Below are 26,727 nucleotides of genomic sequence, written 5' to 3'. Positions count from 1 at the left end.
CTGAGAAAAAGAGAGGATGAACGTGAGCGAATGTCACAGAGAATTGATAACATAATAGACGCTTTACCAATCGTTGGACTAGCTATGAGAGAGCAGCTAACCTTTTCTGTATTAGGGAAAGAGAAGGTTCTTTATTATCAGCAGCACGGGAACATTGACTTAGGGTTTAAAGCTGGGGATGTTGTAGCTCCCGGGTTCCAAAACTTTTCAATGTTGAAAAATGGGAGAGAGCCATCGTTTATCCAGATTCCTAAAGAGGTGTACGGAATTCCTATGGACATCGTCGCCGTCCCGATTAAAGATGACAATGGTCAAGTGGTCGCTGCCTTCTGTGTAGCATATGACCAAACGAATCAACAACGATTAGAACACATTATGACGGAAAGTAACGATGCTTCCGAAAAACTAGTCGCGATGGTACAGCAAGTGGCTGCACATTCAGAGGAACTACAAGCGACAAGTGAACAAATTCTACAAAATACAAAAACCACTGTCGAAAATTCCTCTAAAATCAACCAAGTGTCTAATCTCATCAAAGGTATCTCTGATCAAACGAACTTACTTGGACTCAATGCATCCATTGAGGCTGCAAGAGTAGGTGAAGCAGGAGCAGGCTTTGGGGTGGTTGCTACGGAAGTGAGAAAGCTGTCTACTCACGCGAAGCAAGCAACGACTGATATTGAAACAGCGCTAAAAGATGTGCAAGGCTCTATCAAAGGAATGGAAGAAGAAATAGCACAAATCGTGGCTTCTTCTGAACATCAAGCAGAACTCGTTGGCACTTTCACAAAAATTATTGAGGGGCTGCACGAAACGAACGAAACGATGAAAACATTGGCAACAGACTTAGTGAATTATCAAGTGAAATAAATAAACGAATCACAAAACCTCCAGCTGTATCGGAGGTTTTTTAACGTGTTGAAGTGAGTTTTTTGTCATGATATTGACGGGTTTTTCACTGACAGGGAAGTTACACTTCTGTATGATAGAAAAAGATAGACCTGTTTTGATCATTAGACCTATTCATAAGGAGGAAGACCATCTTGACACAATCAGCAAAGCTGCAAGAAGTACTTGCGCCTTACCGTCCATCGTTAGATCAAACTGACAAACCACTGATTCAATTACAGATAAAACAAGGAAAAACAGGGCCATATGACAGTAAAATAGCAGGTGATCCTTATTTCCCCAAAAACGACGAATATCCCGTTGATGGAGAAGGCCATCCTATGAAGCTGCTGGCACAAATCAATTTCGGCCAGCTGCCAAAGCTGAAAGATTACCCAGAAACAGGACTTTTGCAAGTGTTTATTTCTGTACATGATGATCTTTATGGGATGAATATTGACCAAAAAACAGAGCAAAAAGATTTTCGGATCAAATTTATTGAGGAACCTTTCTTAGCTGAAGAAGACTTATTGACTGATTTTTCATTCGTGAAAATTCCTGACGATTTTTATTTTCCAGTTACGAAGGAAGGTGCGATTACAGGTGAATTATCAAGCGAAACGATCAGTGTAGGAGATTTCCGCTTTGAAAAAGTCACAGGAAAGCAAAGTTGGGATCTATTCGAAGATGCTGTTGGTATTGATGGTGATGAAGCAGATCAATTGCTAGATGAATTTTATGAGACAGCAAGTGGTTTTGGCCATAAAGTTGGCGGATACCCAGGTTTTACACAAGAAGACCCGCGTACCTATGTAGACCAAGAACATACTGTGCTATTATTGCAAATTGACTCAGATGATGAAGTGGACATGTTGTGGGGAGATTGCGGCATTGCTAACTTTTTTATCAAACCAGAAGACCTCAAACGAAAACATTTCGAAAATGTCGTCTATAACTGGGATTGCTCCTAATTTTGTAAAAAACACTCTTTTTGAAGAGTGTTTTTTGTCTATTTTTAGCCTTTTTGCCCCTAAATCGTCATTTCTGAGAGGTAATATGTCATTCTTTCTAGTTGACCGTATCAAAAAAAAATGTAAAATCATCTTAAAGTCCTCTTTTTTGAAAATAATAATAACATGACATATCAATCAACAATGAAATGCTCGAAAAAGCGGAATGTACTGGGGGGGATCAATTGATCATTTCGAAAGTAATCAACAATAATGTGGTCAGTGCGTATGATGACGAGCAGCATGAGCTGGTCATTATGGGCAGAGGGATTGCGTTTCAAAAGAAAAGCGGAGACCCGATTGACGAAGAACGTATCGAAAAAGTATTTTCCATTCAAAATAAAGATATATCAGAAAAATTCAAAACCCTGCTTTATGATATTCCGATCGAGTATATGCAAGTGTGTGAGGCAATTATCGATCACGCGAGAACGACCCTTAACAAAAATTTAAATGACAGCATCTATGTCACGTTAACGGATCATATTACCTTTGCTATTGAACGTCATCAAAAAGGAATGGACATTAAAAATGCCTTGCTTTGGGAAATCAAACGGCTGTACAAAGAGGAATTCATGTGTGGTGTAGAAGCGATTCGGATCATACAGGACAAGCTCAACATCCATCTTCCCGAGGATGAAGCAGGCTTTATTGCGATGCATATTGTCAATGCAGAACTGAATGAGGAAATGCCGAATGTCATTCAAATTACAAAACTGATTCAAGATATTTTGAACATCGTAAAGTATCATTTCCAAATTGATTTGGACGAAGAATCATTAAACTATTTCCGTTTTGTCACGCATTTGAAGTTTTTTGGACAGCGTCTGTTTAACGAAACACAAATGGAAAATCAAAATGAGTTTCTGTATGAAGTCGTAAAAGAAAAAAATACAGCCGCTTTTCAATGTGCGGAGAAAATTAATGACTATGTTCAAAAAGAATACAACCGAAGTCTCATAGAAGATGAGATGTTATACTTAACTTTGCACATCGATCGAGTCATAAAAAGAAAATAAATCAAAAAGAAAGCGTTGACATATCAAAATTAACATGCTAATTTATAACTATAAACTCAATAACCCACAATCTTTTAGGATTGTTACTGGTCAAGCAGGCAAAACCTAAATCATTGTCCCTATCTTTGATAAGGCGTGATTTAGGTTTTTTTGTATCTAAAGGCTTATAAAATTGAATAACGATCAATCGCTATGAAGGATTGTTACTGGTTAAGCAGGCAAAACCTAAATATCGATTAATGTCTGAATCGCTATTTTTCGGGCATTAATGGATGTTTAGGTTTTTTCTATATCAAGATGAAATCAACGATTGGAGGGTAACACAATGAACCACAAACAAACAGCAAAAGAAGTTCTAGAGCTTGTCGGCGGTGAAAAGAATGTAAAGCAAGTCATGCACTGTATGACAAGGCTCCGCTTCAACCTATACGATGAAAGCAAAGCGGATAAAGAGAAGCTGCAATCAACAGACGGCGTCATGGGCGTGAATCAAAGCGGCGGTCAATACCATGTCATTATTGGCAACGACGTATCAAACGTCTATCAAGCAATGATTGCTGATTCTGGGTTATCAACAGATGTAAAGTCAGGCGATTCAGAAGAAGCATCAAAACAAAATGTGATTTCAAAGCTTTTCGATTTTATCTCTGGTGTCTTCACACCGATTCTTCCAGCCATCGCTGGAGCTGGTATGATCAAAGGGATCTTGGCATTAATGCTGACGTTCCAATGGATCTCAGATAAAAGCAGCACATATGCGATTTTAACAGCTATCGGAGACGGAGCCTTTTACTTCTTACCGATTCTGCTTGCTGTAAGCGTAGCCAAAAAAATTGACACAAATCAGTATATCGCCGCTGCCATTGCAGCAGCCGCACTGCACCCGCAGCTCACTGCTTTACTAGGCGCAGGAAATACAGAATTTCTAGGCTTGCCAGTTGTTGCCGTTGTGTACTCTTCATCGGTGATTCCAATTCTACTCACTATCTGGCTCGGCTCATATGTTGAAAGATTCGCGGAAAAATATAGTCCGAAATCACTAAAAATCATTCTTGTTCCAACAGTTACACTTCTTGTCGTGGTACCAGTTATGCTCATCGCGGTTGGACCGCTTGGTGGGATTATCGGAAATGGCCTTTCCGGTGGAATTGATTTATTGTTCAAACATGCAGGTATTTTGGCCGGACTCTTAATCGGTGGCTTTATGTCACCATTGATCATTACGGGTATGCACTATGCACTACTTCCAATCATGATCAACAACATTACATTAAACGGTTTTGACTTCATTCTTCCAATGATGTTTGTAGCGAATATGGCACAAGCAGGCGCAGCATTCGGTGTCTTCTTAAGATCAAAAAACAAAACATTCAAATCATTGGCGATGTCTACAAGTATCACTGCGTTAATGGGTATTACTGAACCTGCTATGTATGGTGTGAACATGCGATTGAAAAAACCGTTCCTTGCAGCCCTCATTGGTGCAGCAGCAGGCGGCGTGTTCATGTCTATCTTCAAAGTAAAGTCATATGTGATATCAGGATCAGCGGGTCTTCCAGGTCTCCCAACGTTCATTGGACCGACATTTGTTTACTCCATCATTGGATTAGTGATCGGCTTTGTTGTAGCAACCATCATGACACTTGTTCTAGGGTTCAAAGATGTACCAGTGAAAGATGATACAAAAGCAGAAAAACCAGAAGAAAAGAAAGACACAGTAGCGCTTCAAAATGAAGTGGTACAAAGCCCACTTGAAGGTCAACTAAAGCCGCTCAATCAAGTAAATGATGCAACATTCTCTAATGAAATCATGGGCAAAGGAACAGCCATTGTCCCAACAGTTGGACGTGTAGTAGCACCGTTCAACGGCAAGGTTGAAACCATTTTCCAAACGAAACATGCCATTGGTTTAAAGAGTGATCAAGGCACAGAGCTTCTCATCCATGTGGGGATTGATACAGTAAAACTTGGCGGTAAACATTTCACAAGTCATGTGCAGTCAGGTGATCTCGTTCAAGCAGGAGATCTGCTAGTTGAATTTGATATCAAGGGCATTCAGCAAGATGGCTATGATGTAACAACGCCAATTATCGTCACCAACACAAATGATTTTGCACAAGTTGATGCGAAAACAGATGGGGCGATTACAGTAAAAGAGACATTGCTTACAGTCAGTGTAGAAGAAAATGAGGAGGGCATTCAACATGACCAATTTAGAAAAAACATTTCCTAAAGGTTTCTTATGGGGCGGCGCAGTAGCCGCCAACCAAATTGAAGGCGCTTATAACAAAGATGGAAAAGGCTTATCGACAGCGGATGTATCACCACACGGTATTATGCACCCATTCGATGAATCAATGAAAGACCTTAACTTATATCATGATGCGATCGACTTCTATCATCGCTATAAAGAAGATATTGCCCTGTTTGCAGAAATGGGATTCAAGTGCTTTAGACTATCCATTTCTTGGCCACGTATTTTCCCAAATGGCGACGATGCGGAACCGAATGAAGCAGGCCTCGCTTTCTATGAAAAAGTATTTGATGAACTGCATAAGCATGGAATTGAGCCAGTTGTCACGATCTCTCACTATGAAATGCCACTTGCACTTGTGAAAAACTACGGCGGTTGGAGAAACCGTAAGCTTGTGGGTCTTTATGAAACATACGCTAAAACATTGTTCACTCGCTTTAAAGATAAAGTGAAATATTGGATGACCTTCAATGAAATTAACGTCGTCTTACATGCTCCATTCACAGGGGGCGGCCTTGTATTTGAAGAAGGCGAAGACGAGAAAAGCATACAATATCAAGCAGCGCATCACCAATTTGTTGCAAGTGCTCTAGCTGTTAAAGCAGGACACGAAATCATTCCAGATGCGAAAATCGGTTGTATGATTGCAGCGATGACAACTTATCCGTACAGCTCAAGACCAGAAGATATGTTTGCTGCGATTGATCAAGATCGTAAAACATTGTTCTTCTCAGATGTACAGGCAAGAGGCTATTACCCTGGATACATGAAACGTTATTTCCTGGAAAATAACATCAACATTGAATTCCAAGACGGTGACGAAGACATTCTAAGAAACCATACAGTCGACTATATCGGCTTCAGCTATTATATGAGTTTTGTGACAAGTACAGATCCAGAGGTACTTGGACAAGTTACTGGTGGCAACCTATTTGAAGGCGTGAAAAACCCTTATCTAGAAGCAAGTGATTGGGGCTGGCAAATTGATCCAAAAGGACTTCGTACAACACTAAACCAACTATATGACCGCTACCAAAAACCATTGTTTATCGTAGAAAATGGATTGGGTGCTGTGGATCAAGTAGAAGAAGACGGCTCCATTCAAGACGATTACCGAATTGATTACCTCAGAAGTCATTTGCTTGAGGCAAGAGAAGCGATCGCAGACGGCGTTGATCTGATCGGCTATACAAGCTGGGGCCCAATTGATCTTGTCAGTGCATCAACAGCTGAAATGAAAAAACGCTACGGCTTCATTTATGTCGACCGTGACAATGAAGGCAACGGTACATTAGATAGAAAGAAAAAGAAAAGCTTTGATTGGTATAAACAAGTGATCGCGACAAATGGAAAGCATTTAGACGCATAAATAGAGAAAATATTGTTTGGTTTCTTTGAGAACACACGGTTTCATAAAACGATGAAAACAATTTGAATCGAGGCATTATCATTCTTTAGGTGTCACTTTGGAATGATAATGCTTTTTGTTTTATGAAAAAGACAAAATTTTACAAAAAAAATAAACCACACTTTAAATTTTTGTGTGGTTCAAATAAATCATATGATCTTTCGAATATATTTATTTATGCTTTTGAAGAAGAGCTTTGATCTTCAAAAAGTGGTTTTAATTCGATAATATCAAGTAATACTGATTCTTCAAGTCTTTCTTTTATATATCTAAAGTCTTGATTATTTTGAGATATAATATCTTTTATGGATTTGATACCATTGATTTTACTTAAAAAAGTAAACCATTCATAAGCAGCGCGTGAATCAACAAGGTATTCAATGCTATTATTAATAGTGATATATAATAAGTTATCCTCTTGTAAAGGCATTAAAACATCTATGATTTCTTTTAGTATTGGAATGTGTAATGTATTAATCGTGAGAGCTGCGTCTTGGTTTAAGTTAAAAGTGAAATCGCAATAACAATCAATCTGCTTTTTATAGTCATCGTATCAACCTTTTTTCAAATTCTAATTCATCTTTGACATTTATTCCGTAATTTCCTATAGAGGGAATTGTCGGCTTAAGCATTCTTGCTTTATCAATTGCACCAATATAGATGTTTTTGAAAGAATATCCCTTTCTTTGATAAAACCTAATGGCATTTAAGTTATCATTACTAGTGATTAAATTAATAGATTGTATATTTTGTGTTTTTAGATGTTGTTCTAACTCAAAAAGCAATTTACTGCCAACCCCATGGTACTTTTCTAGAGCCTCTAAAGTCAGGATTTCTGCCTCTTCTTTGAATATTTTGTAAACTAATATTCCTACTATAGTATCTCCACGTTTAGCCAACATAATGTTTTCATTTAAAACATTATAAGTTGTCCCTTTAGACACCATAGTCGTTCCACCCCAATGTTCATTGAAAAAACATGTTAACCAAGAAAAGTCTTTTGAACTTGGCTGAGTTACTGTCAATTCTTCTGAAAGAGACCATTTTTTTGAAAGCTGGATATGAGCTATTTCGTTGTCATTCGCTTGATCCTTAGAAAAATTGATTGAGATACCTAGTTTTTCGGCGTTTATTTGAGCAAGTTTTTGTGCGTAGTTCGAAAAATCTTCAGGGTCAATACCAAAATAAAAAAAACTTTCAGGTGGATTCTTTTTGTACCACAATTTGCTACTGATGACATATTCGTTTTGTTTTGTTTCAGTTATGTTGATATCATCATATAATAGTGCTCTTCCTTCAATAAACTCTACGACAAATTCATCTAATTTGTTTTGAGTAAATAAACGGTTTTTTTCTTGAAAATATCCTATTGCACTTAATTTACTGTGAATCCAATTAATTAAATCATCCTCGTTTAGTTCATGATCTCTTGCTAGTGCCATTAGCATTGCAATGTAATTAACGATTGTTTTGCTTCTCTTAGTTGAAATGTTTTTATAGATGTTTTCTAGAATATCATCATTCAGTTTATTCATTTTACATATACAACTTCCTTTTCAATTAATTGTTTACTCAATGCTTGGAGGTCTTTGATACAAGTTTGAACATCAGTATCATATTCTTCAGCAATTTCCGTTACTATTGAAATAAACTCTCTTTGTCCGTCAATTCGTTCATAAAAATCAGCTGCGACTTGATTTAGGGACATGCCCGGTTCGATAATGATACCTTTTAAGTACTTTCTTGTTCATTATCAGGATTTTTTACGAAAATTGTATTATTCTTCATTGTGATTCCCTTCATTCTTTTTTCTATAACAAGGTACCAAGATTGTAGCTTTGGCTCGTTTGTGTCAGGGGATGATTTAAGATTTTATTATCTTCAAAGGATATATGTATAGTTGATTTTCTTTGACAAAATCATTATATAAATAACATTCGTCATGAGTCAGCAAAGATTATACACTCCTTTCATAAAGTGTTAGGGTATGAAAAACTAGTTATTAATGTCCTCCAGCAACAACTACATTACGAATCTCAACAAGACATGGAGCTTTATTTTTTTGATGTAACATTCCTCCTGTATATGTATTAAATTCCTATTTTATATCCTAACAAAAGTGATAATAGCATGCCGTTTATATTTTTTTCAATATTTAAATAATGATTTTTTAACAAATTTTATGTTTATAAAGTAATAGTGATGAGTAGATTGATGTTGCAAATAGAGTGATAGTTTGTAAAAAAGAAATTGGAGAAAATACAAAAGATGGCTAGAATCATCGGTTATTTTAATCTAGGAAGGCGTTTATGGTTTTAGAGAGCTGTATATCCACTAAATTGAATTCTAAATGGTATAGGATAATCTTTTAGGCTTGCCTGAGGGAACAATGGCAAAAGCAGTATTGTACGCTGCTAAAGAATCAGCTGGATTTTCAGCACATTTTGATGCGTATTGCAATTTCATTTTTCAACTTAAAGGGAAAAAGAAATGGAAGTTGGATGGAAATTTTAATACAGTGAATCCACTTCAACATTATGAATTAATTGAGGCTCCTCATTTGCCAGATCCATTAAAGTCGTATTGGAATGGTGATTTTCCTGATGAAAATTTATCTAATGGAAGGGAATTGATTTTGGATACGGGATCATTTTTATTTCTTCCAAGAGGTTGTTGGCATTCAACTAGTTCTTCTGAAGAAACCATTGCATTAAACTTTACCTTCGGTCAGCCAGCTTGGCTAGATCTAATTTTAATAGAATTAAGGAATCGATTGATTCAAAAAGACGAATGGAGAGAACTCGTTAATATTGATCTTTTGGATGAAAATGAACGAAAAAAGGTAGAAGAAAAATTAAAATCAATGATAAATAATTTGCCAAACGATTTCAAGGGGATTTCAGTAGGGGATATACTGGCAAGAAAGATGACTTAGATGTATATCAATCTACACAACTTGTTGTAAGACAACTTATGAGTATAAAAGATGGTTTTTAAGAAGATAACTTATATTCATTATCTTCTTAACTCTACTATAGAAGTATGACGATTAAACTTAATATAATGTTGATAGAGATGACAAAAAATAAAGAACCGCCAAAAAAGCGGTTCTTTATTATGACGGTAAGCTTTTTCTGCAGATTTCCGCCTATTTCCACACTTGATCCGCAATCTCAATCACATGACGCAGCTTTTCCCATTGCTGTTCTTCTGTTAACAAATTGCCTTCCTCTGTTGAGGCGAATCCACATTGTGGGCTCAAACAGATTTGGTTGATGTCCACATATTGTGCCGCTTCCTCGATTCTTCTTTTGATCTGATCAACGGGTTCAAGTTCCCCATACTTTGAAGTGACAAGACCTAGTACGATTTGAAGGTTTGGATTTTTCACATAACGAAGGGGTTCGAATCCGCCAGAACGGTCATCGTCGAATTCTAAGAAGAGACCATCCAAATCCAGACCGGCAAAAATCGTTTCTGCCGCTGCCTCGTAACCACCTTCGGCTGCCCAAGTTGATTTAAAGTTACCACGGCAAATGTGCATGGTGATCACTAAATCATCTGGTCGATCGGCAACCGCTTCATTGATTGTTTTCGCAAACGATTCACGCAGTTCATCTTCCTCGCGGCCAAAAGCTTTGATTTGTTCATGTCCTTTTTCAGAAAAGAACACAGCCCAAGCTGTATCATCTAGCTGTAAGTAACGGCAGCCTGCATCATAAAAAGCACGGATGGCTTTTTTATAAGCTTGTGCCACGTCATGGTGAAAATCATCTAAGCTGTCGTACACACCTTCTTCAAGCTTTCCACGGAAAAAGAGCATATTCGGACTTGGAATCGTCATTTTAGCCGTATGATCACCCGCGATGCTGTGAAGGAAGCGATAATCCTCCAGCATTGGATGATCAGTAAAATCAATCTTACCTGTTACTTTGATGCCTCTCGCTTTTGTTGTCGTATTGTGGAATTGAATGCCTTGGTCTGCTTCAAATCCTTCGACTCCATCGAGTCCCTCAAGAAAGTCAAAATGCCACCATGCACGTCTGAATTCTCCATCTGTGACAACCTCTAATCCAATTTCTTTTTGCTTCTCTACAATACGAGTGATTTCTTCGTTTTCAATTTGTCTGAGCTGTTCTGCTGTGAGTGTACCGTCTGCTTTTTGCTTGCGTGCTTCCTTGATACGTTCTGAACGAAGTAAACTCCCTACTTGATCTGCGCGAAATGGCGGCTTTGTTGTTTTCTTACCAATGGTTTGTACTTGTGTCATGCTGAATCCCTTCTTTCTTCAGGTTATAAATCAAATAAAAAAGCTCTTCCTTGGATAAGGAAGAGCATCATATACTGAGAGAACTCTGCCTTATCTTCAAACAAGCATCAGCTTGCTTAAGGAATTAGCACCATTCTGTTCCTAGGAACAGCGGTTGCCGGGTTTCACAGGGCCAGTCCCTCCACCACTCTTAATAAGGTTACCTTTTGATTCAATTTTCTTAATAAACACAATTATTCAATCTTTTCGAGAAAAAGTCAATGGTTTTTCCTATTTATTTTCCTACATAAACAAATCAGCGACGAGAACACCAGCTAATCCAACAAGTGAAAGAACAGTCACCATTAATGTCCAAGTTTTAAAAGTTTGGGCTATCGACAGATTAAAGTATTCTTTGTAAATCCAGAAACCCGCATCATTCACGTGAGAGAATGTAATACTGCCGGCGCCTGTTGCAATCACCATTAATTCTGGGCTGACTCCCGTCAAGCCAATCAGCGGTGCAGAAATGCCAGCTGCTGTGAGACCCGCGACAGTCGCTGACCCTAAAGAGACACGAAGGACAGCTGCAATCAGCCAAGTGAGGAGCAGAGGAGACAGTGTGCTTCCTTGCATAATCCCTGCAATGTATTGATCAACACCGCTGTCAATGAGCACCTGTTTAAAGGCGCCGCCGCCTGCAATGATCAATAGAATCATCGCAATGGAACCAATTGAATCCGTAATCGACTTCATGACGTCCTGCATGCTCTTTCCTCTGCCAAGACCAAATGTGTAGATGGCAAGCAGCACAGAGATTAATAGGGCAATCGCCGGCTCACCTAAAAACTCAGCCGCCGGTAGCAGCGGGGAGGACGGGAAGAAAATTTCTAAACATGCTCTGAATGTCATGAGCAATACAGGTAAAATAGCGGTGAAAATACTAATGCCGAAGCTTGGCATTTCCTCTTCTGTAAATTCCTTTGGATTAAACAAGTCCTTTGGAATGTGTGCATGCAGTTGATCTTTCTTAAATAGTTTCGTAAACAGAAGTCCGCCTACTAAAACAGCAGGAATGGCTAAAATAATTCCAACCAATAAGGTTTGTCCCATGTTGGCTTGAAATACATTGGCAATGGCTGTCGGCCCTGGGTGAGGAGGGAGGAAGCCATGTGTTGTAATGAGTGCAGCGACGAGCGGCATTCCCACATACAACACAGGAAGTCTTGCGGCTTGAGCAATGGTAAAGACTAATGGAATAAGAATAATGAATCCGGTTTCATAAAATAGAGCAATTCCGATAACAAATCCAGTCAGCATCGTCGCCCATTGGATTTTCCCGATACCAAAGCGGTCGATGAGTGTCATGGCAATACGCTGAGCACCGCCAGAATCAGCCATCAATTTACCAAGCATCGCTCCAAAGCCAAGAACCAACGCCAGATGGCCGAGTGTACTTCCAAGCCCTTTTTCGACTGAAGCAATCGCTTCAAGTGGTGACATGCCTTCTAAAACGGCAACGATTAAAGAGACAATAATCAACGAAATGAAAGCGTTTAACTTAAAGACAACCATGAGTAAAAGTAATAACAAAACGCCAAGTCCGATAAAAACTAACGACATGATCTTTCCTCCTTTGTGCTGCATAAGGGAGCGTGAACGCCCCCTCTGCTTTATCCTTCAAGTATGTCTACTGCTTCTTTTAACGTATCCTTTGAGCCAACATTTCCCGGGAAAATCACATAAGACATAAATGGGAATTTGCTTTCTTCTCCTGTTTGCCAAACGGGAATACCTGGTCTGATTTGACCTGCGACGGTCGCACGTTTGACGCTGAGTCCTCTTGTTCCAATATCGCTAGAGGTGATTCCACCTTTGGCAATGAGGTACTTAGGGCGAATGGAGAGGCGCTGAACAATGCTTGTCACAGCATCACTAATCTGAACAGACAGTTTCAATTCTTCCTCTTGACGATCGTCCCCAAGATCAAGCCGTTCTCTCCTTGTATAAACAGCAACCGATTGCCCGGTTGTTAAAAGCCGTTCAGTTTGTTGAATCACGCGGTCAATTTCCTCTTGAAATGCTTCAGGTTCTAACACGAGGTGTGTATCAAATTCAATAAATGCAATGTCTTTATTTTGCTGCAGCGCTCGCAATTGTTCGGTTGTTTTTTTGACATGGGAACCGACCATGATGAGGCCACCGTGCGTGCTTTCTTCCTGTATTAAGTCTTGTCTAGTTAATAGTGCTTGATCCTCAACACCGCCAAGCACTTTTGTGAGAGCTGCGGCACTTCTAAATAGAAAGTGCTGACCTGCTTTGATGGCATCTATGAGGGCAATGACAAAGACTTTGACATCGTCATAGTCTACTGCATTTACAACCACTTTTTGAAAATCCTTCACGGTCATCAGCTGATCCTTGATTTGTTCAATACGTAAAGCCCGGATATCTACTAAAGAAATATAAGTAGTGTTTTCCTTAGTGAACGATCCGTTTGATTTCTCTTCGATCCATTCTCCGAGGTGAGAAGATTGAAATCCGAATGTACGATCCAATGCAAATTCTGTGTCACCAGCAGGAATTAATTCGTGACCTTCCTGTACGTAGTGAATATTGCCAATCGTAAAGCGGCCGCCTTCTTTAAAAAAGGGAAGAAGGATTTCGCCGTCAAATTGGCGGGAGCTTTGCTGTTCAATGGTCGTTCTGAGAATGTGAGTCTCTAGCGGGAAGTGTCCACGCAGGGTGGAGTCCCCCCGGCTGACAATGATGAAATCTTGATCAAGCCGTTCAGCCGTTTTCACAATCGTTGATGCGATCGTTTCATGAAGAACCGCCGTTTCTTTCTCTGTCATACTGCGAGAGTTGGTTAAGATAAAGAACATACGGCTGTCTTCAAGAAAACCAGCTTCAATGCTTTTCTCTGACCAATCGGTGAAAACAGAGACGCCGTGTACGGTTTGAATGCCTGTTGGGTCATCGTCTAATACAATCACTTTATGGTGGAAATGGTTTAGTGCTTGTTCGTATGCTGATTGAATGCGCTCTGAATCCGCTTTCGGAATGGCATTTAGTAACTCAATGCTTTGTTTCATAGAACCTCATCCTTTCTTCACTTCAACATGAGCCATTTTTTCGTAATATTGAACGATCCCACCGTGATCAAGTCCAGACTTTCCGTCCGCTTTGAGGGCGTGGAAGATTTCCAGCAGCTGACTAGAAAGCGGGAGAGGAACGCCGATATCGTGGGCAGTTTCCATGACATTGGTTAAATCCTTTAAGTTGATGTCAATACGTCCGCCAGGCTCAAAGTTTCGTTCTAAAATGAGAGGAACCTTCGCATCGAGTACAGCACTTCCTGCCAGTCCACCTCGGATGGCTTCATACATTTTATCAATCGCAATGCCAGACTTAGCGGCAAGGACGAGTGCCTCGGACATGGCAGCGATATTTAAGTTGACGATGATTTGATTCGCAAGCTTTGCGGTTGTCCCGCTTCCATTTGATCCAACTAATACGACATCTGTGCCCATGGCATAGAGGACATCCTTTACTTGTTCAAAAATCTCTTTTTCTCCGCCCACCATAATCGCAAGTGTCCCGTCTATCGCCTTTGGCTCTCCGCCACTGACAGGAGCATCGATAAATTCGACCTGATGTTGTTTGGCCAGTGCCGCTAATGCTCTAGAAGTAACAGGTGAAATAGAGCTCATATCTATAATGATCGTGCCAGGTTTTGCTGTAGCCAATATGCCTTGTTCACCTGCTACGACTGCTTCTACATGCTCACCTTTTGGAAGCATCGTGATTATGATATCGCTTTCAGATGCTGCCTCAGCAGCTGATGCAGCGGCATTTGCGCCCAATTCTTTTAATGCTAGAACAGCTTCTGTATGAATATCGAAAACAGTCACAGTATGACCGGCTTTTAATAGATTGAGTGCCATAGGTTTCCCCATAATGCCTAATCCAATGAATCCAATTTGCTTTGCCATTTTGTCCGCCTCCTATTTAGAAACCCCTTACAAAAAGCGCTTTCTTTTCTTTTTGTTAGTATATATACTATCGATTTAAATTAATAGTAGGAAATAAACTATTGTTCATTTAATGTACATGACGAAATAGGAATGTGTCAACGGAAAATATGAGAAAAGTCACAAAAAAAAGACCGGAAACAGCTCCGGTCTATGGTCGATTATGTTTTATTTTTAGCTACAGCTAATCGAGAACGTTTGACGTTGTCGATTGCATTTGATCCTAATTCTAAAACAGCTGTGACGTACAAAACATCAATAATCACAAGCTGATTAATACGAGAAATCATTGAGTCAGAACGATAGGTTGTTTCTCTCGATGAACTGAGCAGATGAAAGTCGGATTTCTTGGCGAGCTCTGATTTCGGATAGCTGGTAATCGAGGCGACCGTTGCACCTTTTTCCTTTGCAAATTGCACGGCATCAAGGATTTCTCTACTTTCCCCTGAATGTGAGATCGCGACGATAAAATCATGTTCCGTTGCATGTGTTGCAATCATATTCATCATATGAGGATCACTGCATAGACTCACTTCAAAGCCAAGCTGGAGAAACTTATGATAGGCATCTCCGGCAATAAAACTGGAGGCACCTGCTCCAAAGAAGACGGTTTTATGTGCCTGTTTCATTTGCTCAATAAATTGTGTCACAGCTTGGTCTTCTAAAATATGTTTCATATCCTGAATAGAGTTGGTTGTTAACTCTATGACCTTATGTTTAATATCTGCGACACTATCAGATGCTTCGATCTCACCGTATATGGATTGAGGCGTATTGGTCGCAATATCCTGCGCGACATGGACACGAAACACTTGATAGGACTCATAGCCGATTTTTCGCAGAAAACGAAAGATCGTCGTTTCACTTGTGTTGCATTCAGCAGCGAGTGCACTAATCGAATGAAGCACAACTTTCTGAGGGTTTTGTAAAATGTAATTGGCAATCTTTTTCTGGGTAGGGGACAAACTATGAAATGTTGTCCGGATATGACTAAAAATATTCTCTTCTATGATAAACACCACACTTCATCTAACATTCTATCTTAAGCATACAGGAACTTATGAAAACGGTAAACAAACCTCACATGAAATATAAAGAATAATATGGAAGAAAACACTTCTTTTGGTTCTTTTGTCATGGTATACTCAATTGGTAATAGACAAAAATGGGGGTTTTTACTATGACAATGAAAAAAGGCCTAACGATCAGCCTGCTCATTTTTTCGCTGATTGTTTCGTTGTTTGCGCCAGTTGGATCTGCGGATGCCAAACAAGTGAAAAAAGCAAAAGTAAGTACACACTATTATAAAAAGAAAAAAACGTTTAAATATGCACAGGTGAAAAACCTTAGTAAAGCGCATATGAAAACCATCAATCGTGATTTAAAAGATGATATTGCATTCTCTTATTCTACGTACTTGTTCTTAAAGGACGAAGCGAAAAAAGAAGGCATTGGGAAGATCACATACGAGAGATCGTTTAAAACGAAATTTAACAATGGGAAGAAACTAAGTATCCTAAACTATGATTACATGAATGACGGTAGCATGCACGGGGATACGATGGTTACGAGCATGAACTATGTGTTAACAAAGAAAAAAACAAAGCAACTGTACTTTACAGATGTGGTAAAAACAAAGAAAAAGCGTACAAAAGTAAGAGATTATATCTATAACTACACAAAGAAGCATAAAAGTAAATTCTATGCGAATCTGAAAAAAAGCGATATTCAAATCGGCTACGACACGCAGTACTACTTCACGAAAAAGGGAATCGCTGTTGTCTTCCAGCCATATGAAATTTCACCGTACTATGTAGGAATTCCTATGATTCAAGTACCTGCGAAGGTGTATAAATAAACAAGAGAAACGGCCATGAATTTGGTCGTTTTTTATACATAAAAAGAGCCCCTGGTGATGAGGCTCTTCTTTTTACATTTATACTTGTTTGGGTGCATCGTTTAGTGGGTGACGGCGTTTGCCGTTGTAGTGGCGGCGCATACGAAAGATTTCAAACTCCGAAAGCTCTGCGCTTTTTCGTTTTTGGGTGCGGTTATCTTTTTTGAAAGAGAATAGTAAGTAGCAGCAAAGTGAAGCGATAATCAATAAAATCATCATATGACATTCCTCCAATTCATCCTATTCTTTAAGTGTAGACAGGGTGAGTGATGTTTATAACTGAAAATAGTTAGCAAATCGCGTTTAGTTCTAAAGGTTTATTCTAGGTGCTTTTTTAGGTCTAAAATACTGGTTGTTTTTAACTATTATATTTCCAGTTATTTCACTCGTCAAGAAGAATTTTTCTGGGGTTGTCTCTATTAGTACGATTAAGTGTCATAAAAGTTTCAGAAAATTGTAAACTTTTATTAAAAAACCGTTCCCGAACAGGAACGGTTGTAAACATGTTTATGCTTTTTCTTCAAATAAACGTGCAATTTCCACGATCACTTCTGACGCTTTCAGCATGTTCTCTACAGAGATGAATTCATATTTACCGTGGAAGTTTTCCCCGCCAGTAAAGATGTTTGGCGTTGGAAGTCCTTTATATGAAAGCTGTGAGCCATCTGTACCGCCGCGGATTGGTTCAATGACAGGTGTCACTGAGCGGTTTTCCATGGCTTCATGAGCGATGTCTACGATATGTTTGACTGGCTCAATTTTTTCTCTCATATTGTAATATTGATCCTGAATGCTAAGGGTGATGCTGTTTTCGCCATAGACCGCTTTTAAGTCGTTTGCGATTTTTTCAAACAGTGCTTTGCGCTTGTTGAATTTCTCTTTATCAAAATCACGAATAATATATTGTAGCTCTGCTTCTTCTACTTCTCCTACAAACCTCGTGAGGTGGAAAAAGCCTTCGTATCCTTCTGTGTATTCTGGAGATTCATCTGAAGGAAGTTTGTTGTGAAAGAGCATGCCGATCTTTGCAGCACTGACCATTTTGTCTTTTGCTGTCCCTGGATGGACGTTGTTTCCTTTAATTGATACTTTTGCACCTGCGGCGTTGAAGCTTTCATATTGAAGCTCTCCTAGCGGGCCGCCGTCAATCGTATAAGCATAAGAAGCGCCAAAGGCATCAACATCGAATTTGTGAGGTCCTCTGCCGATCTCTTCATCTGGTGTGAAGGCGACACGAATTTTTCCATGCTTGATTTCTGGATGCTCAATCAGGTAATGCATGGCGGTCATAATTTCTGCGATACCTGCTTTGTTATCTGCACCAAGCAAGGTCGTGCCATCAGTCGTGATGAGCGTATGTCCTTGGTATTTTTGTAAATTTGGAAACTGTGCTGGAGATAATACGATATGTAGATCTTCGTTTAACGTGATGTCCCCGCCTTGATAGTTCTCATGAATCTGTGGTTTCACGTTCTTGCCAGTGAAGTCAGTGGCTGTGTCGATATGAGCCAGGAAGCCAATGGTTGGCACTTCTTTGTCTGTGTTAGATGGGATCGTGCCCATGACATAACCGTTTTCATCCATTGTCACTTCTTGAATGCCGATGGATTTCATCTCTTCAACAAGCTGCCTTGCTAGGTTCAGCTGTCCTTCAGTGGATGGACAGCTCTCTATGTCTGCATCAGACTGTGTATCCACTTTTACATAACTTGTGAATCGCTGGATCATTTCCTCTTTCATCAATACGTCACTCCTTTTGTAGAATATGTTCATTTTATCATGTCTTGAATGCGCTTCATAACAAGAAAGGCTTTCTCTGACAATTAGAGAGGAAAAAGACCTACTTTTATTTTGCGATGTGCTGAATGGTTCTTTAGGGTGATTTTTTTGGGTGTCTTTTTATTTATAATGAGGACATATAAAATCATCCATTTGTACGTTAATTTGGGAGAAAGGGGTGCGAAAGTTGGATTCTAGTCAAACACTTGCACTCGCTCAAAAGTTCCAGGAAGCTGCTGATGGCATTCGGCAGTCGAAGCAGCTGCTTGAGAATCGGCTGAAGGCAGTTGGATCAGGCTGGCAAGGGGAAGCAAGAGATAAATTTGATCAAAGCTTTGAGGAAACAGTGGCACGCTATGATCAATTTGAAAAGGACTTGCTTGAAACAAGTCAGGAACTGCGGGATGCTGCTGTCAAAATCGAGGAACGTAAAGCTGAAATCGCCAGAATGGAAGAGCTTGAGCGAAAAAGGCGAGAAGAACGGAGAGAAAGAAACCGAGAAGGGAGATGATGTGATGGCGCGTGACATTGTAGTAGATCCAGATCAGCTGACAGGGCTGGCGAATGATTTTGTAGGAGAGCTTTCGGCCATCGAAACAAAGCACCACGATTTACATAGTGAACTGGATGGCCTCATCCTAGGCTGTGATCCCCGTTATCGAAGCTGTTTTTCTGGAGTAGGAGATGCATGGGGTTCTGGACAAGCCTTAATGAGCAAATTGAGCAGTGACGACATTGCCATTCGTCATGCAACGGATAAAATGGTCGAAGCTGATGATATTTTAAGGAAAATGTACAGTCTTTATGATCAATATGGTACACTCACGAGCCTAGCTGGTATTGTGATGATGCAGGCAAAATACTATGGGCTTGGCATGACGACCTTTATTAAAGAAAATGGCCGCTATGCTGCGCAGCATTCAAAGCTCCTTCTTGATGTGACCGGACGGGTAGAAGGAACGAGATTTGACCGGTTGGCAAGGATTTGGCTGAGTAAAAAAGAATTATTAAAACGATCCAATTGGTCGATGGCTGACCTGGTCCATAAGAAATTTACGAAATTTTATCCTAGCGATACAGTTGCGTTCACGAACAGTGTACGTGATTTCACAAAAGGAAGTATCAATTGGAAGGACACGGCTGGCATCAAGTCTGTTCTGAAAAATGGTGCAAGGTTTGCGAAAGGAAATGCCATCATTGCAACGGTCGTCACGGGTGCAACAGAAACGGTTGGCTGCGGTCTGAAAATTGCGGAGAACTATGCGGAATTTGGGGATCAGCCAGAAGTTCTCAAGCGTGAAAATGCAAAGGCTGTTGGAAATGCAGTGAATAATACGGTCTTTATTGCAGGCGGATCTGTTGCAGGTGCCGTTGTGGGCGGCGCTCTTGGAAGCTTTGCAGGACCGATTGGAACAGTCGTTGGCGGTGCGATAGGATCAGCAGTAGGTGGCTTTATTGGTGAAAAAGTCGCCAAGCTTACTTCTGGTTTTGCAGAACAGGTCGCAGTGAAATTAAAAGACCCAATTCATGCGGTTGTCGATAAAGGAAAAAAAGCATTTGAACTGGCAGGTCAAGGTGTTAAAGCAGTCAATGACACCATTGATCAAGCAAATCAGGTGATACATAAAGGAATAGAAAAAACAAAAGAAACCGCAGATTCGCTGTTGAAAGGTGCAGGTGATTTCTTGAAGGGCGCATTTTCTTTTGGATAAGGAGAGATCAAGTTGGATCAGCTAAGTCTAAGTATCGAGGAACTCATCTTTAGTTTTTACAGTGAAGGCTATTTTGAGCAAGGGATGTCTTTAAAGGAAGCCTATTATCCAGATGTAGAGGATGAACGTCTTGGATTTTTATTTGAAATTGCATGTCGCTCTTTGCTGGCAAAAGACGTGCTGGAATTTCGAAATAGACAATACCGTTATAAAGAAAAATACCGGCATTTCATTCAAGCCATGAACGATGCATCACATACCGTGAAAGCTTCAAGGTTTGGTGCATTAGATGAAGAGGTCAGTACGTCCTTTCATACGACTCAGGCAGGTGTGTATTCACACCATACGCTTTATGATCAACAAGTGCATCAGATTCACAAACTAAAAGACGACCAGCAGACTGTGGAGCAAGTGACAACCTTTTTGAACATACACATGAGCGAACACCTTACACCAGTCATCAATTTGAAGGCGGAAGAATTTGAACTGCTGTTAGAACAATCCAGTCAAGGGAATGATGATTGGCCTTCTTTTCTAAATAAAGCAGAGAACCAAGAGCTTGTGCGGGCATTTGTTTCTGATGTAAGGGTCAGAAAAGGAAAAATGGATTCTTTGATGAAGGTCACTTATGATAAAAATAATACGCCGGATGTAGAGTCTATGATATTTGTTATTCCGGGGCAGAAGCATTCTTGGCTAGTGTCGGGCATGAAGGAAAATGAATTTCGGATAGAGACGGCTCATAGGGACGGATTACGTTCTATATTCTAATGGAGAAAAGGAGAATGGCGCTTGAATCCAAGTGAAGTAATAGAAGTGAGGAGCAGACCCTTTCTAAGAGTATGGGCATTCTTAGCAACGGGCGGGTTTGGCATCATCGGTATTTGGTTATTTTCAGAAGCTCTTACATTTGAATCGAATTATACGTTGTTTTTATTTTTAGGCGGATTATTAGGCATTGTCTATGGGTGGATCTCTTTTTTGATGATTCTTCCGGCTTTTACGAAGAGGGGAAATGTGATTTTTCGCATTCAGCGTGGAGAGAATGGCGCTGTTTTATACCGGCAACAAACAATCCCTTTTCAAGACATTCAATCTATTGATATGCGCAGGCATCGTTATAGTATCAGGGGATTTCTGTTCATGGATGTGCTCATTCGGAAAATTGATGGAAAATTGATCAAGATTCCGGCGTACAGTATTTTAGATGAAGAAGTATTTGAGCAAACGGTGAAACAAAACATTTATCCATATTTACATGAGACCGCCCAAGAGAATTGGAAACAGCAGCATGGTCATGGTGAAAAGCAGAATCAATAGATGTTTTCGCCATCATTCCATGAGGTGAGACGCCACTTTTTTTAAGAAATCGTGTAAGATGTCAGTAAAGACTGAACAATCAAGAGGTGATGAGAGATGGACAAAGAAATGGTAATTGACCTCGTCACAGAACAAATGGCACGAATTCGAAAAGAAAAAGACTATACACAGGACCGCATGGCTGAGGTGCTTGGGCTATCCAAACGGCATTTGCAGCAGGTAGAAAAGAATCGACTTCGCCTCAACTGGACGCAATCTGCGGCCGTATGTGCATTATTCAGGGATAGTGACATTTTAAAAGGGACACTTGGGGATGATCCGCTTGAGATTTTGGAAGTCGTCGCACACGATGAATTGCATTTATCTGTTGAACGTACGATTGGCGGAAAGGTTTGGTGGCGGACGTCTGTGAAAAAAGGTACATTTCGTCTTCAGCAGAATGTACTAAGCCAGCATTACCGCATCTTAGATGATGAGAATTATCGCTATTATAGTTCCTTTAATAAAGAAGAAGCGAAGCGGCGGTTAGAGGAATTAAGTGAGCTGTCGTAAGCAGAAAAAGAGAGGTCCCTCTATGACAGGGACCTCTCTTTTTTGTGTTGTTTATACTTTCAGAGTGTTTTTCGCCCGAATAAAGGCAACAAGCTGTTTGATTTCTTCATCTGTTAGTGGAACGCCGTCTACATGGATGGTTCCTTCTTTTGCTTCCGTCAGCTCAATTTTGATATCAGAGATTTTGCGTTGTATCTCTGGCTCGTCCGTTCTACCAAGTAAAAAATCAATGGACGTATCATACAAATCAGCCAGCAGTTTCACTGCTTCAAGCGAAGGTCGTCGGTACCCAGATTCGTAACCGGCATAGGTGCTTTTGGCGATACCTAGGCGATCTGCCGTATGCTGGAGAGACCATTTTTTCTTTTTTCTAAGGGTGGTTAAACGATCGAGTATCATACATGAACGCTCCTTTATATACAACAACAGTATATCATATTTTGACAAAGAGTGTACGCGTTATGCGTAATAATTTCTTGATTAATTCGCGTTATGTGACTATAATGGCAATGAAGGTACGCGTAAAGCGTATATTATAGAATAGCACAAGCTGGCTTATAATATGTGTGACAAACGAAGTAATTTTACTGAAAGAGGTGGACCTGTTGAAGAAATTATTGCTTTTAACCACTGGTGGGACGATTGCATCTGTAGAAAGTGAAAATGGTTTAGCTCCAGGTGTTAAAGCTGAGGACCTTTTAAGCTATTTAAACGAAATTAATGCAGACTACACAATGGACACAAAGTCCCTAATGAGTATAGATAGTACCAATATGCAGCCTGAATACTGGGTTGATATCGCAACAGCCATTTATGAAAATTATGATCAATATGACGGATTTGTCGTCACGCATGGTACGGACACAATGGCCTATACATCAGCAGCACTATCGTATATGCTGCAAAATCCTGATAAGCCAATTGTCATTACAGGATCACAAATCCCAATTACGTTTAAGAAAACAGATGCGAAGAAAAACATTACAGATGCGATTCGTTTTGCATGTGACGGTGTTGGCGGCGTATACGTCGTGTTTGATGGCAGAGTCATTCAAGGAACTCGCGCAATCAAACTAAGAACGAAAAGCTACGATGCATTTGAAAGTATTAACTACCCATATATTGCATCGATTGAAAATCATCAAATTGAATACAATAGCAAAGTAAAAAGATCATCAATGAAACCGCTTAAATTAGATGCATCCTTGAACACAGACGTTTGTTTACTAAAACTGCACCCTGGACTGAAGCCTGAGTTTTTAGATTCAATCAAAGGGTTGTACAAAGGAGTCGTCATTGAAAGCTACGGCAGCGGTGGAATTCCTTTCGAAGGAAGAAACCTTTTAGAAAAAATCAACGAATTGCTGGAAGAAGGCATTTCTGTTGTGATCACCACTCAGTGTCTCGAAGAAGGAGAAGACATGAGTGTGTATGAAGTAGGACGTAAAATCAATCAAGAACTGGTTGCTCGTTCAAGAAACATGAACACAGAAGCTATCGTGCCAAAGCTCATGTGGGCATTAGGTAAAACAACAGATCCACGAGAAGTGAAAAAGATTATGGAAACGCCAATCGCAGAAGATTTAGTGATTTAACTATTCTATAGAAAGCAGGTCATACGAGATGGTTCAAGCAACTTATCGTTACGAGAAGGATTTTCTAGGTGAAAAAGAAATTCCCGCAGACGTGTATTATGGTGTTCAAACGCTTCGTGCAAAAGAGAATTTCCCGATTACAGGATATCGCATGCATGAAGAACTCATTCGAGCATTTGCCATTGTCAAAAAAGCAGCAGCTCAAGCCAACATGGAAGTCGGACGTTTATATGAAGGAATTGGAAATGCGATCGTTCAAGCTTCAGATGAAGTCATTGAAGGCAAATTCCATGAATATTTCATCGTAGACCCGATTCAAGGCGGCGCAGGAACGTCTATGAATATGAATGCCAATGAGGTCATTGGAAACAGAGCCCTCGAGATCATGGGACATCAAAAGGGCGAATACATTCATTTAAGTCCAAACACACATGTGAACATGTCACAATCGACAAATGATTCGTTCCCAACGGCGATCCATATTGCAGTGCTCAAGCAGTTAGACATTTTACTTGAGACGATGCAGGCCATGCATGACGTATTTCAAAAGAAAGCAAAAGAATTCGATCATGTCATCAAAATGGGGCGTACTCATTTACAAGACGCTGTTCCGATCCGTTTAGGACAAGAGTTTGAAGCATACAGCCGTGTGCTCAGCCGTGATATTAAACGAATCAACCAATCAAAACAGCATTTATATGAAGTAAATATGGGTGCGACCGCTGTTGGGACAGGCCTCAATGCAGATCCTCGCTACATCGAAATCGTCGTGAAGAAGCTTGCTGATATTTCTGGACTGCCATTAGTAGGCGCAGAGCACCTCGTAGATGCGACACAAAATACAGATGCATACACAGAAGTATCTGCTGCCTTAAAAGTATGCATGATGAACATGTCTAAAATTGCGAATGACCTTCGCTTAATGGCATCTGGCCCACGTGCAGGTCTTGCTGAGATTGCATTGCCAGCCCGTCAGCCGGGATCATCCATTATGCCTGGAAAAGTCAATCCAGTCATGGCAGAGCTCATTAACCAAATCGCATTCCAGGTCATTGGGAACGACCACACCATCTGTCTTGCTTCTGAAGCAGGCCAGCTTGAGTTAAATGTGATGGAGCCTGTTCTGGTCTTTAACTTGCTTCAATCTATTAGTATAATGAATAACGGATTCCGCTCATTCACAGATCACTGCTTAGCGGACATCGAAGCAAATGAAAAACGTTTGAAAGAATATGTCGAAAAAAGTGCAGGTGTCATTACTGCGGTAAACCCTCACTTAGGCTATGAAGCCGCGGCTAGAATCGCAAGGGAAGCCATTTTAACAGGACAATCGATCAGAGATCTTTGCCTGCAAAATGATGTGTTAACAGAAGAAGAACTTGATATTATTTTGAATCCTTACGAGATGACAAAGCCTGGCATTGCGGGTGCAGAGCTCCTAGAGCGATAATAATATCAAAAATTTTATTTTATTAATATGTGGAATTGCCTGTGAAATAGAGAAAAACAGGCAATTCACTTTCTTTCGAATTGACACACTTTTTTCACAATATTTTGAAAACGCTTAACGCACGCACAAAGGGAGGAAACAAAATGAAAACACCACGTCTACCGTCTATTTTAGAAGTCGTGTCTGTACTTGGCTTATTTTTAGCAATTGTTTTATCATTCACTCTTTACTTCAAACTAGATATTCAACTCGCATTGTTTATCTCATGGTTTATGGTTATCGCTTTAGGAATTCGTTTAGGGCATTCGTACAAAGACCTTCAAAATGCGATCACAAAAGGGATATCAAATGGATTAGAGGCTGTTTTAATCTTAATTGCAGTAGGTGCACTTGTTGGTACATGGATTGCTGGCGGTGTTGTACCCACGTTAATTTATTACGGACTGGAATTTATTCATCCTAATATCTTCTTATTAGCTACACTGATTATCTGTTCTATTATGTCTGTTGCTACTGGTACGTCTTGGGGTACAGTTGGAACGGCAGGTATTGCGATGATTGCGATTGGTGAAGGATTGGGTATCCCATTACCGATCGTAGCTGGGGCTGTTTTATCTGGCGCTTATTTTGGTGATAAATTATCTCCTCTATCTGATAGTACTGTGCTCGCTTCCTCTCTTTCAAAAGTGGACGTGCTGGCGCATGTAAGAGCCATGATGGTTTTATCCATACCGGCCTTTGTTATTACGGCTATTATGTTTACAATTACTGGATTTATGTATGGTGGAAGAAATATTGATCAAGATAAAGTAGAGTTTTTAAAACAAGCATTGCAGGATACATTCACGATTAATATTTGGATGATTATTCCGGCAGTCATTGTTGTCCTATTACTTGTATTGAAAAAACCGTCAATGCCTGTTATCGCAATTGGTGCACTGCTTGGGGCAGTCTGGGCGATGGCATTCCAAGGAATGAACCCGGCAGATGCGCTTGGAACAGCTTATAATGGCTTTTCTATTAATTCAGATGTAGATTTCTTAAATACGCTGTTAAATCGTGGCGGTATTGTGAATATGCTTGGATCGCTAGTGGTCATTATTCTCGGACTTGGTTTTGGTGGCGTACTTGAATATCTCGGCGTCTTAAAAGTAATTGTCGCTACTTTCGAGAAGAAATTATATAATGCAGGAAATGTAACCCTATCTACACTTGTTGTTGCATTCTTCGCAAATATCTTCGGCTGTGCGATGTACGTTTCATTAATTCTTACACCGAAAATTATGGAAAAAAGCTATGATAAATTGAAAATAGACAGACGCGTTCTATCTAGAAATGCTGAAGTTGGTGGAACAATGACGTCTGGTATGGTTCCGTGGTCAGATAACGGAATTTACATGGCAGGGATTCTAGGCGTCTCGACATTCTCTTATTTACCATTTATGTGGCTGAGTTTTGTTGCCATTGGTCTTGCCATCATCTACGGATATACAGGGAAATTCATTTGGTACGTGAAAAATCAACAAGACTCAGAAGAATCGGCATCATAAGCCGCTGCAA

The 26,727-nt window shown here is 40.0% G+C and carries 26 protein-coding genes and 1 riboswitch; of the genes, 15 read left to right on the top strand and 11 right to left on the bottom strand.

The genetic code is table 11. The annotated features are described in order from the left end of the window. Positions 1 to 30: 30 nt before the first annotated feature. From MHI20_RS12225 to MHI20_RS12205, 5 genes are all read left to right on the top strand, one after another. Entirely contained in the window at positions 31 to 870 is an 840-nt protein-coding gene (locus MHI20_RS12225) for a methyl-accepting chemotaxis protein (RefSeq protein WP_116306502.1), read from the top strand. Between the two features lie 173 nt (positions 871 to 1,043). Further along, positions 1,044 to 1,859: a YwqG family protein gene (locus tag MHI20_RS12220; RefSeq protein WP_265154548.1), complete on the top strand. Its 816-nt coding sequence runs from the start codon at positions 1,044 to 1,046 to the stop codon at positions 1,857 to 1,859. Between the two features lie 224 nt (positions 1,860 to 2,083). Then, the gene (licT, locus tag MHI20_RS12215; RefSeq protein WP_017368351.1) at positions 2,084 to 2,917 is read left to right on the top strand and encodes a BglG family transcription antiterminator LicT; all 834 of its coding nucleotides are present in this window, start codon (positions 2,084 to 2,086) and stop codon (positions 2,915 to 2,917) included. Between the two features lie 325 nt (positions 2,918 to 3,242). Further along, a complete protein-coding gene (locus MHI20_RS12210; RefSeq protein ID WP_340938671.1) occupies positions 3,243 to 5,150 on the top strand; it encodes a beta-glucoside-specific PTS transporter subunit IIABC in 1,908 nt (635 codons plus the stop codon). Next, complete coding sequence (locus MHI20_RS12205; RefSeq protein ID WP_035702586.1) at positions 5,122 to 6,540, top strand: glycoside hydrolase family 1 protein; 1,419 nt, start codon at positions 5,122 to 5,124, stop codon at positions 6,538 to 6,540. The genes MHI20_RS12210 and MHI20_RS12205 overlap by 29 nt, the downstream gene beginning before the upstream one ends. Positions 6,541 to 6,754: 214 nt before the next feature. Here the strand turns inward: MHI20_RS12205 and MHI20_RS12200 are convergent, their stop codons facing one another. The 3 genes from MHI20_RS12200 to MHI20_RS12190 form a co-directional block, all read right to left on the bottom strand. Continuing rightward, positions 6,755 to 7,009 carry a hypothetical protein gene (locus MHI20_RS12200; protein ID WP_024719226.1) on the bottom strand — a complete coding sequence of 85 codons (255 nt, stop codon included), beginning with the start codon at positions 7,007 to 7,009 and terminating at the stop codon, positions 6,755 to 6,757. Positions 7,010 to 7,124: 115 nt separating this feature from the next. After that, entirely contained in the window at positions 7,125 to 8,114 is a 990-nt protein-coding gene (locus MHI20_RS12195; protein ID WP_017358651.1) for a GNAT family N-acetyltransferase, read from the bottom strand. Beyond that, positions 8,111 to 8,287, bottom strand: coding sequence for a PqqD family protein (locus MHI20_RS12190; protein ID WP_017358652.1), 177 nt, complete (start codon positions 8,285 to 8,287; stop codon positions 8,111 to 8,113). Before MHI20_RS12190 ends, MHI20_RS12195 begins: the two co-directional genes overlap by 4 nt. A 681-nt stretch (positions 8,288 to 8,968) precedes the next feature. Here MHI20_RS12190 and MHI20_RS12185 point away from each other — a divergent pair. Next, positions 8,969 to 9,514 (top strand): JmjC domain-containing protein, encoded by a 546-nt coding sequence (locus tag MHI20_RS12185; protein ID WP_327872008.1) that lies wholly within the window; start codon positions 8,969 to 8,971, stop codon positions 9,512 to 9,514. A 213-nt stretch (positions 9,515 to 9,727) separates the two neighbouring features. Here MHI20_RS12185 and MHI20_RS12180 read toward each other — a convergent pair whose 3' ends face one another. The 5 genes from MHI20_RS12180 to MHI20_RS12160 all read right to left on the bottom strand — a co-directional run bounded on the left by MHI20_RS12180 (position 9,728) and on the right by MHI20_RS12160 (position 15,881). Next, positions 9,728 to 10,849, bottom strand: a complete 1,122-nt coding sequence (locus tag MHI20_RS12180; RefSeq protein ID WP_025208229.1) for a 5-methyltetrahydropteroyltriglutamate--homocysteine S-methyltransferase — start codon at positions 10,847 to 10,849, stop codon at positions 9,728 to 9,730. 87 nt (positions 10,850 to 10,936) lie between these two features. Further along, positions 10,937 to 11,049: riboswitch (SAM riboswitch) on the bottom strand. A gap of 82 nt (positions 11,050 to 11,131) precedes the next feature. Next, complete coding sequence (locus tag MHI20_RS12175) at positions 11,132 to 12,451, bottom strand: gluconate:H+ symporter (protein WP_173408409.1); 1,320 nt, start codon at positions 12,449 to 12,451, stop codon at positions 11,132 to 11,134. A 50-nt stretch (positions 12,452 to 12,501) separates the two neighbouring features. Beyond that, complete coding sequence (locus tag MHI20_RS12170) at positions 12,502 to 13,923, bottom strand: four-carbon acid sugar kinase family protein (RefSeq protein ID WP_251210594.1); 1,422 nt, start codon at positions 13,921 to 13,923, stop codon at positions 12,502 to 12,504. A 6-nt stretch (positions 13,924 to 13,929) separates the two neighbouring features. After that, positions 13,930 to 14,823 (bottom strand): 2-hydroxy-3-oxopropionate reductase, encoded by an 894-nt coding sequence (gene garR / locus MHI20_RS12165; protein WP_144667503.1) that lies wholly within the window; start codon positions 14,821 to 14,823, stop codon positions 13,930 to 13,932. A gap of 200 nt (positions 14,824 to 15,023) precedes the next feature. Beyond that, a complete protein-coding gene (locus tag MHI20_RS12160) occupies positions 15,024 to 15,881 on the bottom strand; it encodes a MurR/RpiR family transcriptional regulator (RefSeq protein ID WP_024719230.1) in 858 nt (285 codons plus the stop codon). A 161-nt stretch (positions 15,882 to 16,042) separates the two neighbouring features. Between MHI20_RS12160 and MHI20_RS12155 the strand changes: the two genes are divergently transcribed. After that, positions 16,043 to 16,720, top strand: a complete 678-nt coding sequence (locus MHI20_RS12155; protein WP_024719231.1) for a DUF3298 and DUF4163 domain-containing protein — start codon at positions 16,043 to 16,045, stop codon at positions 16,718 to 16,720. Between the two features lie 78 nt (positions 16,721 to 16,798). Here the strand turns inward: MHI20_RS12155 and MHI20_RS12150 are convergent, their stop codons facing one another. Both MHI20_RS12150 and pepT read right to left on the bottom strand, forming a co-directional pair. After that, the gene (locus MHI20_RS12150; RefSeq protein WP_008345664.1) at positions 16,799 to 16,978 is read right to left on the bottom strand and encodes a hypothetical protein; all 180 of its coding nucleotides are present in this window, start codon (positions 16,976 to 16,978) and stop codon (positions 16,799 to 16,801) included. 288 nt (positions 16,979 to 17,266) lie between these two features. Further along, entirely contained in the window at positions 17,267 to 18,499 is a 1,233-nt protein-coding gene (gene pepT / locus MHI20_RS12145; protein ID WP_008345662.1) for a peptidase T, read from the bottom strand. Between the two features lie 226 nt (positions 18,500 to 18,725). Here pepT and MHI20_RS12140 point away from each other — a divergent pair, with 226 nt between their 5' ends. From MHI20_RS12140 to MHI20_RS12120, 5 genes are all read left to right on the top strand, one after another. Then, complete coding sequence (locus MHI20_RS12140; RefSeq protein ID WP_017358661.1) at positions 18,726 to 19,049, top strand: WXG100 family type VII secretion target; 324 nt, start codon at positions 18,726 to 18,728, stop codon at positions 19,047 to 19,049. Positions 19,050 to 19,053: 4 nt separating this feature from the next. Beyond that, on the top strand, positions 19,054 to 20,250 hold the full coding sequence (locus MHI20_RS12135) for a DUF6861 domain-containing protein (protein WP_017358662.1): 1,197 nt from the start codon (positions 19,054 to 19,056) through the stop codon (positions 20,248 to 20,250). Between the two features lie 12 nt (positions 20,251 to 20,262). Further along, the gene (locus tag MHI20_RS12130) at positions 20,263 to 21,021 is read left to right on the top strand and encodes a hypothetical protein (protein ID WP_173408408.1); all 759 of its coding nucleotides are present in this window, start codon (positions 20,263 to 20,265) and stop codon (positions 21,019 to 21,021) included. Between the two features lie 21 nt (positions 21,022 to 21,042). Then, positions 21,043 to 21,570, top strand: coding sequence for a YfjD family protein (locus MHI20_RS12125; protein ID WP_024719538.1), 528 nt, complete (start codon positions 21,043 to 21,045; stop codon positions 21,568 to 21,570). A 96-nt stretch (positions 21,571 to 21,666) separates the two neighbouring features. Next, on the top strand, positions 21,667 to 22,122 hold the full coding sequence (locus MHI20_RS12120) for a helix-turn-helix domain-containing protein (RefSeq protein ID WP_017368337.1): 456 nt from the start codon (positions 21,667 to 21,669) through the stop codon (positions 22,120 to 22,122). Between the two features lie 51 nt (positions 22,123 to 22,173). Here the strand turns inward: MHI20_RS12120 and MHI20_RS12115 are convergent, their stop codons facing one another. Continuing rightward, positions 22,174 to 22,521: a helix-turn-helix domain-containing protein gene (locus tag MHI20_RS12115; RefSeq protein ID WP_017368336.1), complete on the bottom strand. Its 348-nt coding sequence runs from the start codon at positions 22,519 to 22,521 to the stop codon at positions 22,174 to 22,176. A gap of 206 nt (positions 22,522 to 22,727) precedes the next feature. Here MHI20_RS12115 and MHI20_RS12110 point away from each other — a divergent pair, with 206 nt between their 5' ends. The 3 genes from MHI20_RS12110 (at position 22,728) to nhaC (ending at position 26,717) form a co-directional block, all read left to right on the top strand. Then, complete coding sequence (locus tag MHI20_RS12110) at positions 22,728 to 23,717, top strand: asparaginase (protein ID WP_017358664.1); 990 nt, start codon at positions 22,728 to 22,730, stop codon at positions 23,715 to 23,717. 28 nt (positions 23,718 to 23,745) lie between these two features. Next, positions 23,746 to 25,167 (top strand): aspartate ammonia-lyase, encoded by a 1,422-nt coding sequence (gene aspA / locus MHI20_RS12105; RefSeq protein WP_017368335.1) that lies wholly within the window; start codon positions 23,746 to 23,748, stop codon positions 25,165 to 25,167. 143 nt (positions 25,168 to 25,310) lie between these two features. Then, entirely contained in the window at positions 25,311 to 26,717 is a 1,407-nt protein-coding gene (gene nhaC / locus MHI20_RS12100; protein WP_327872004.1) for a Na+/H+ antiporter NhaC, read from the top strand. The last annotated feature ends 10 nt before the right edge of the window (positions 26,718 to 26,727 follow it).

The sequence above is a fragment of the Bacillus sp. FSL K6-1106 genome, assembly GCF_038005245.1.
GTDB classification, from domain to species: domain Bacteria; phylum Bacillota; class Bacilli; order Bacillales; family Bacillaceae; genus Bacillus; species Bacillus altitudinis.
This window is presented reverse-complemented; position numbering and strand designations above follow the sequence as displayed.